10 protein-coding genes are annotated in these 7,799 nt (G+C 72.7%); 9 read left to right on the top strand and 1 reads right to left on the bottom strand.

Translation table 11 applies throughout. The features are described from left to right. The 6 genes from E1292_RS48350 to E1292_RS48375 form a co-directional block, all read left to right on the top strand. The coding region (locus E1292_RS48350) for a VWA domain-containing protein (protein WP_132606541.1) at positions 1-589 on the top strand (589 nt) is incomplete at its 5' end. Continuing rightward, positions 586-1,473, top strand: coding sequence for an amidohydrolase family protein (locus E1292_RS48355; protein WP_132606542.1), 888 nt, complete (start codon positions 586-588; stop codon positions 1,471-1,473). The genes E1292_RS48350 and E1292_RS48355, both read left to right, overlap by 4 nt. Positions 1,474-1,564: 91 nt before the next feature. Then, complete coding sequence (locus E1292_RS48360) at positions 1,565-2,947, top strand: MFS transporter (RefSeq protein ID WP_132606543.1); 1,383 nt, start codon at positions 1,565-1,567, stop codon at positions 2,945-2,947. Beyond that, positions 2,944-3,774 (top strand): carbohydrate deacetylase, encoded by an 831-nt coding sequence (locus E1292_RS48365; RefSeq protein ID WP_132606544.1) that lies wholly within the window; start codon positions 2,944-2,946, stop codon positions 3,772-3,774. Before E1292_RS48360 ends, E1292_RS48365 begins: the two co-directional genes overlap by 4 nt. Before the next feature lie 174 nt (positions 3,775-3,948). Next, the gene (locus E1292_RS48370) at positions 3,949-4,374 is read left to right on the top strand and encodes a MarR family transcriptional regulator (RefSeq protein ID WP_246090964.1); all 426 of its coding nucleotides are present in this window, start codon (positions 3,949-3,951) and stop codon (positions 4,372-4,374) included. Positions 4,375-4,541: 167 nt separating this feature from the next. Then, positions 4,542-5,249, top strand: a complete 708-nt coding sequence (locus E1292_RS48375; protein ID WP_132606546.1) for a hypothetical protein — start codon at positions 4,542-4,544, stop codon at positions 5,247-5,249. 74 nt (positions 5,250-5,323) lie between these two features. Here E1292_RS48375 and E1292_RS53200 read toward each other — a convergent pair whose 3' ends face one another. Continuing rightward, on the bottom strand, positions 5,324-5,590 hold the full coding sequence (locus E1292_RS53200; RefSeq protein ID WP_220447431.1) for a hypothetical protein: 267 nt from the start codon (positions 5,588-5,590) through the stop codon (positions 5,324-5,326). 250 nt (positions 5,591-5,840) lie between these two features. On the opposite strand from E1292_RS53200, the gene E1292_RS48385 reads away from it, so the two are divergent. The 3 genes from E1292_RS48385 to E1292_RS48395 all read left to right on the top strand — a co-directional run. Continuing rightward, positions 5,841-6,467 carry a VOC family protein gene (locus E1292_RS48385; protein ID WP_165975149.1) on the top strand — a complete coding sequence of 209 codons (627 nt, stop codon included), beginning with the start codon at positions 5,841-5,843 and terminating at the stop codon, positions 6,465-6,467. A 197-nt stretch (positions 6,468-6,664) separates the two neighbouring features. Beyond that, complete coding sequence (locus tag E1292_RS48390) at positions 6,665-7,330, top strand: ATP-binding cassette domain-containing protein (protein ID WP_220447432.1); 666 nt, start codon at positions 6,665-6,667, stop codon at positions 7,328-7,330. A gap of 67 nt (positions 7,331-7,397) precedes the next feature. Next, a partial coding sequence (locus E1292_RS48395; RefSeq protein WP_132606548.1) for an ATP-binding cassette domain-containing protein occupies positions 7,398-7,799 on the top strand: 402 nt, incomplete at its 3' end.

The following is a 7,799-nucleotide window of genomic DNA, read 5'->3' on the forward strand; positions in this document are numbered from 1 at the left end:
CCGCCTGCTGATCCTGGTCGACGTCTCCGGCTCGCTGCGGCAGCACACCCCGGACCTGCTGCGGGTGGCGCACACCGCGCTGCGCGCCGCGCCGGCCCGCACCGAGGTGTTCACCTTCGGCACCCGGCTCACCCGGATCACCGCCGCGCTGGCGCACCCGCACGCCGACCAGGCGCTGAAGTCGGTGTCGGCGCTGGTCACGGACGCCGACGGAGGCACGGCCATCGGCGCGTCGCTGGAACGTTTCCTGGCCAACCCGCGCTTCGCCGCGCTCGCCCGCGGCGCGCTCGTGATCGTCCTGTCCGACGGGCTCGAACGCGGGGATCCCGCCCCCATGGTCCGCGCCACGGCCCGGCTGTCGCGGCTCGGCCACCGGCTCGTCTGGTGGTCCCCGCTGGCCTGCTCGCCCGCCTACCGCCCCGTCACGCGCGCCATGTCCGCCCAGCTCCCGAGCCTGGATCACCTCGGCGGCGTCCGCGACCTGGCCACCGCGCTGGAGCAGGTGCGCCGCCTGCCCGCCGTCCTGTCCGGCCGCCGCCACACCGCGGCACGCCACTGGCCCACGACCCCTTCGGGAGCACCGCGATGACCGGGATCGTCGACTCGCACCACCACATCTGGCGCGCCGCCGACCTGCCCTGGCTGCAGGGGGAGATGGTCCCGCGCATCTTCGGGCCGTACGAGCCGATCCGCCGCGACTATCTCGTCTCCGAGTACGTCGCGGAGGCGACCCCCTGCGGCATCTCCTCGGCGGTCTACGTCCAGGCCAACTGGCCGCTCGACCGCTCCGTGGACGAGGTGCGCTGGCTGCGGGACGTCCATGCCGGGACCGGCTGGCCCACCGCCGTGGTGGGCTGCGCCGACCTCTTCGACGACCACGCCCCCGACGTCCTGCGCCGCCAGGCCGCCCTCACCCCGCTCGTCCGCGGCACCCGGCTGCAACTGCACTGGCACGAGCGGCCCGAGTTCCGCTTCGCCGCCGCCCCCGACCGCATGAGGGACCCCGTCCTCCGGCGCAACCTCGCCGTGGTCGCCGACCTCGGCTGGCTGTTCGAGCTCCAGGTGTTCCCGGCCCAGATGGCCGACGCCGCTGAGCTGGTGGCCGACTTCCCGCAGCTGACGTTCGTGCTCGTCCACGCCGGAATGCCGGTGGACTCCGCCCCGCCCGCCGTCGAGGAGTGGACGCGGGGCATGAGGCTCCTGGCCGGACTCCCCAACGTCGTGGTGAAGCTCACCGGCCAGGGCACCTTCGTGCACCGCGTGGACCGGCCGCTCATCGAGCGGGTGGCGACCACGTGCCTCGACCTGTTCGGCTCCGGCCGCTGCATGTGGGGCAGCAACTTCCCCGTCGAGAAGCTCTGGACCGACCTGCCCACCCTGCTGTCCACCTGGCAGGACGTGCTCGCCGGACGATCCGCCGGGGAGATACGCGACGTCTTCGCGGCGACGGCCACCCGCGTCTACGGTCTCTGACCCTGCCAAGGCATCGCGAGGGGCCACGATCGCGCCATTGACATCCTGTGCCGGATATCTGCATTGTCGGCTCAGCAAAAGAGGTGATCGTGTGTCCCAGCCCGAAGAGGGGCCCGCCCAGGGGCGGACTCCCGCGTGGCGCTACGCCGTCGGGATGTTCGGCACGTCCATCCCGATCAACATGATCAAGGGATCGACGATCCTCTTCTACGTCGACATCCTCGGGCTCGACGTTCGCGCGTACGGCGTGGTCATGGTGGTGTACGCAGTCATCGACGCGCTCGACAACCCGCTGCTCGGCCATCTCTCCGACCGCACCAGGAGCCGGTTCGGCAGGCGCCGGCCCTGGTTGCTCGGGGGCGCGCCGATGCTCGCCGCCTGCATGATCGCGTTCTTCTCCGCGCCGGACTCCCTGCAGGGCATCGGCCTCGTGCTCTGGTTCGCGGTGTTCGCGATCCTGTGTGAGGCCTTCGACTCGATGCTCAACGCGAACTACGGCGCGCTGCTCCCCGAGCTCTACCCGCGGGAGCGCGACCGCGCCGTGGCCAACAGCCTGCGCCAGGGCTTCCAGCTCGTGGCGCTCGTGATCTCGCTCGCGGTCACCCCGCTGCTCACGACGAGCGTCTTCGGCACCGAGGAGTCCACCCAGGGCTTCCGGACCACCGCCGTCATCTACGGCGCGATCGCGCTCGTCGTGGTCGTGTTCATGGCGCTCGGCGCCCGCGAGCGTCCCCGCTACTCCACGCGCGAGCGGCCGCGGCTGCTGCCCAGCGTGTGGTCGATCGTGCGCAACCCGATGTTCTGGACGGTCGGGCTCACCGGCGCCTGCTACGGGATGGCCATGGCGCTGGTGCTCTCGGGCATCCAGCTGTACGTCCGCTACTCGCTCGGGCTCCCGGTCGGCAACGCGCTCTACCTGCAGGGCGTCGTCATCCTCATCTCGGCGGGCGGCCTCGTCGTGTGGACGCGCGTCGTCGCGCGGCGCGGCGCACTGTGGGCCTGGCGGCTGGCCTTCGCGATCCTCGCGGCCGGCTTCGCCGCCCTGTTCTTCGCCACCGGCCTCCTCACCGCGATCGCCGCCGGCGTGCTCGTCGGGGCCGGATGGTCGGGCATGCTCGCGACGAACGACCTCATCGTCGCCCGCGTGCTGGACGCCGACGCGGCCCGCAACGGGGAACACCGCGAAGGGCTCTTCCTGTCCGCGTTCGGCTTCTTCGGCCGGCTCAACGGGATCGTGACCGGGCTCGCGCTCACCTCTCTGGGCGTGTTCTTCGGCTACAACTCGGGCGACGATGCGGGCGCCGACCCGGGGTTCGCGTTCCGGGTGTACCTGTGCGCGTACCCGTTCGTGCTGACGGTGGTCGGCGCGGTCGCGGCGCGGCTCGTCTCCGTCCCGGTCGAGCCGACACCCGAAGAGGCCGAGCCGCCGCCCTCCGGTCCCGCAAACGAGCCGGCCGCGGAGCGTCCGCGATGACCCGCCGCGTCGTGATCACGGCCGACGACCTCGGCAGGGAGCCCGGCACGACGGAGGTCATCGTCGCGCTGCTGGCCGAGGGACACGTCACCGCGACGACGCTCATCTGCGTCTCGCCGGCCGCCGAGCAGGCCGCGGACCGGGTCCGGCAGCTCGGCGTCGTGCCGCGGCTGCACGTGACGCTCACCAGCGAGCGCGGGATCCCGCGCTGGCGGCCGCTCGACGGCGCGGCCAGCCTGGTCGACAGTGACGGGACGTTCCATGACGATCCGTTCGCCCTCGGAGCCCGTGGCGAGGCGCGCGACGTCATGGGGGAGGCGGACGCCCAGCTGCACTGGATGCGCGGCCGGCGCCTGGCGCCCGAGGCGGCCGACTCCCACGCCGGCACCCTGTACGGCCTGCACGGCCGGTCCTGGCTCGCCGAGGCGCTCGGCTGGTGTGCGCGTCACGGCCTCGCCTTCCGGCTGCCGCGCGACCCTGAGCCGTACTTCGGCGGGCCGCTCCCGCCGCAGCTCGCGGCGGCGCACGAGCGCGCGGTCGCCCTCGCCGACACGCTCGGCGTGTCCATCCCGCAGACGATCGCGACCAACCGGCGCACGGCACACGAGCTCGGCGGCTACGAGCGGCTCCGCGACGACTACCTCCGCCGGCTCGCCGCACTCCCCGAGGGCACGAGCGAGTTGTTCCTGCACCCGTCGCGCGAGGACGCGGTCGCGGGGCCGGACGGCGTCGTACGGGCCTGGGAGGCGCGGCTGCTGCGTGACCCCGCCTGGCACGACGCCCTCGAAAGGGAGGGCGTGGAACTCGCCGGAGGCTGGTGGCCCTGACCCGTGAGCCGGTCGCCGGCGGCTGCGGGTCGGCGGGCGTCGAGATCGTTGGACAACGCGGCGCTTCCTCCGTGATACTTGGTGCTTCGAGCAGCCGCGACACATCCGCCAGCAAGTCAGAGGGACCACTCGATGCCAACGGACGGCCCGACCGTCGATCAAGGCGTGCGAGAGATGATCCTGCTGATGCCGCGGCTCACCGCCCGTGCCAAGCGCATTCCGGTTCCCGAGCAACTGCAGGACTTCGCGCTCACGCCGCGCCACCTGTCGCTGCTGGCTCTCCTCCTGCACGACGGCCCGGCGACGGTCAAGACGCTGGCGGGGAAACTCGAGGTCGCCTCGACGACGGTCAGCCTGATGGTCGGCGACCTGAGCCGGAAGGGCATCCTCGCCCGGTGCGAGGATGAGCGCGACCGGCGGCGGACCATCGTCAGCATCACCGACGAACACCGCGAGGCGATCGAGGGCTGGCTGGCCGCGGGAGCGGCCGCGTGGCGGACCGCGCTGGAGCCCCTGGCCCCGCCGGAGCGGCAGCTGGTGATCGACGCGCTGCTCACGTATGAGCGCGAGACGATGAAGAGCACCCGCCAGCCCGACTGACCGGCGCCCGCCCCTGCCATCGCCATGTCCGTCGCAGGAGGCCGGGCCCGGGAGTGATGAACGGTGCGGCGCGAAAGGCCGGAGACCGAGAACCATCCCGATCGGACCGGCATCTAACGTCTCGTGATCGATGTGATGCTCCGTATGCCGCCGGCTGCCGGCTCGGCATGACCGGCGTGCGGGAGGACAGCAGGGCGTTCCGGGCGGCACGCCGTGCGGGCATGCGCGGCGCGCCCGATCCCACCTCGGCGCTCGGCATCGCGGCGGTCGCCATGGGACTGGTGGTGTACTTCGTGGCCATGATCGTGTCGGGGCAGGGCGGCGGCTCCGTCACACCCGACTCGGTGCTCTTCATCATCTTCCCGGCGGTGCTCGCCGCCGTCACGGGAACCTCGGGTGTGCGCGAGACCTCCGTCAGGCTGAGGATGCGGCGGGCATGGCAGCGCGCGGGACGCGGGGAGGTGGTGCAGGGTCTCACCGGTGTGGCGCTGCGACGGGGCCGGACGGTGGCGGGCTACCCGGTGCGTACGGTCGTCGCCCGGGTGGACGGGCGCGCGCAGTACCTCCGCCTGGCGTTCGCACGAGCCGACGACGCGGCGATGTTGCCGGCGGGCCCGGTGCAGGTCGACCTGTTCGACGGCCCCTCGGTACGCGGCCCGGCACGGTTGCGCCCGCGCCACGCGGGTGTGGTCTGGGCGTTCGCGGCGCGGAACGGCGATCCGGCCGTGACGGAGGAGACGCGCTACACGTTCGAGAACGGCTGGCCGGATGAGGGGCAGGACGGCTGGCCGGACAGCGGAGGAGACGCCGAGCGCCATTCGGGCTGGCCCGGCGGCTCCGACGGGGACGGGAACGACGGCGACGGCGGAGAATAGCCTGGCGCGACGGTGATGGCGGTGGTCGGGGTCGAGCCGGCGGGCTCCCGGTACGTCAGGCGGCGCCCCCGGGTTCACCTCGATCCGACCCGGCCCGACGGGTTGGGCATGCCGCCCAGCGCGGCACTCGCGTCGGCCCAGGCCGTGTCGCCGGGGTAGAGCGCGGTGCGGAGATGGGCCCAGGCGAGCGCCCGCAGCGCTGCGACCCGCTCGGGGTTCTCGTCGGTCGTTTCCGCTGCGTCGTACATGAGGATGCCGCCGAGGCCGTGCTCCGCCCCGAACAGCGTCGGCAGGCTCTTGGGACCGGGGCCCTGGATCCGGCCCGGGACGGGCAGCACCACAGGGCTGAAAGCATCCGCCTCCTGGCAGGCATGCGGGTTCCTCCTGAAGTCCTGGCCGAGGTGTGGTGATCGCCGGTGAACGCCGGGCTCACCCCGCTGAAACGGAACCCTCCTCCGGAATATACGGAACCGTGTTCCGATAGCAGGCGATCGCCGCCGGTGGGTGCGATGACACGTGCGCCGTGTCCATATTAGGTTTGCTTTCAAATCAGATTTGCTTTTGAAGTCATCGGTTCCCTGGAGGAGTCACGTGCCTTCCTACGATCTCGACCACGTCACCCTCGGCGTACGCCACCTCTACGAGAGCGCTGAGCGGCTGCGTCGCGAAACCGGGCTGCGCAGCCACGAGGGAGGATGGCTGCAGGTCATGCCCACCGCTCACCGGGTCATACCGCTGCCGGGCGACGCCTTCATCAACGTCGAGTCGGTCATCGACCACCACGCCGAGCTCCCCCCGGGGGTCGACGCGTTCCGCACGTGGTTCGAGGAGACCACCCGGCGGGCCGATCACTGGATGACGTGGAACCTGCGGGCGCGCAGCCACGCCGATCTCGAAGCCGTGGCACACCGCCTCGGCGGGGAGGTCGTGACGTCCCCCGGCGCCCGGCGCCCCGACGGAACGTCCGCGACGACGGTCATGGCGCCCGGCGACGCCGGGCTGACCTGGGCGCGCGGGCTCCCGAACTGGTACTACCACGAGGACATGAGCCGGCTCACTCACAGCGGGTCACCACGGCGGGTCATCCACGGTGGCTCGCCCACAGCGGCTCATCCACGCGGCTCGCCCACGCGGCTGCCTTCCGCCCGCGCAGGTGGGGACGGAAGGCGGCCACCGGTCCGGCCCCGCGCGGGAGGCGGGTCGTGGACGCCGGGTTGAGCCATCGTGGAACCTGTGCCATCGACGTCCGCCGTACGGGTGCATGAAGATCGCATGCCAGAGTTCCCGGCTCGCCGCCCGATCAACCCTGGACAGTACGGTGCGGCGCGCGGAGGCAGGTGACGTGGCCGACTCGCAACCCGGTTGCGTCCTCCCCGCCGTTGACGTGGATCACCGGTCGGGAGGATGATCCGCGAGTGGTGCCTGGACCGACGCTCGCATGCCGCGCGCTCAGCTGCCGGGCCGGCGGGCGCACGATCGTCGAAGACCTCACCCTCGAGTTCGACCGGGCCGAGCGTGTGGCGCTCATGGGCCCGTCGGGGTCCGGCAAGACCACGTTGCTGACCACGCTGGCCGGGCTGCTCCCGCCCGCCGCGGGCCGGGTCCTGGTGGGCGGTGTGCCCCTCGACGAGCAGCCGGAGCTGAGGGCCGGGCTGGCGCTGGTGTTCCAGTCGTACGGGCTGCTCAGCCTGCTCACCGCGGCCGAGAACGTCGAGGTGGCGCTCAGGGCGGCGGGGCGGGCGCCGCGCGAGGCGGTACGGCTGGCGTCGGAGGCGCTGGAGCGGCTGCGGGTGTCGAAGTTCGCCGACCACCTGGTCGAGGAGCTGTCCGGCGGGCAGCAGCAGCGCGTCGCGGTGGCCAGGGCGCTGGCGTTGCGGCCCCGGGTGCTGCTGGCCGACGAGCCGACGGCCGAGCAGGACGAGACGCACCGCGCGCTCGTGCTGGACGAGCTGCTCGCGGCGACGGGTGACGGCACCACGCTGGTGATCGCCACGCACGACCCCGAGGTGGCCGAGCGCTGCGACCGGGTGATCGAGTTGCGCGCCCGGGCCCACCGCAGGCAGTCCAGGAGCACCCGGTGAGCGCGGCGGGCTCCCGCGTGCAGTGCCCGTCCATGAGCTGCGACCACGGCACCCGGGAGAGCCGCGCATGAGCGTCATCAGATGTGACGGGATCGTGCAGATCTACAAGGCGCAGGACGTCGAGGTCGTCGCGTTGCGCGACGTGGACCTGACGATCGAGGCGGGCGAGACGGTCGCCCTGCTCGGCCCCTCGGGCGCGGGCAAGTCGACGCTGCTGTGGTTGCTGGCCGGGCTGCTGCGCCCGAGCGCGGGCCGCCTGTGGATGGACGGCACCGACCTGGGGCGGCTCGACCAGCGCAGGCTCGACCGGCTGCGGGCCGCGCACATCGGCATGATGCTGCAGAACCCGGCACGCAACCTCATCGGCTACCTCTCCGCCGCCCAGAACATCGCCTTCGCCCAGCGCGCCGTGAGACGTGCCCGCCACAGTGCCGGCCCCGGCACCCACCCCGCCGGCGCCGGCGGGGTG

The sequence above is a fragment of the Nonomuraea deserti genome, from assembly GCF_004348685.1.
Lineage (GTDB): Bacteria > Actinomycetota > Actinomycetes > Streptosporangiales > Streptosporangiaceae > Nonomuraea > Nonomuraea deserti.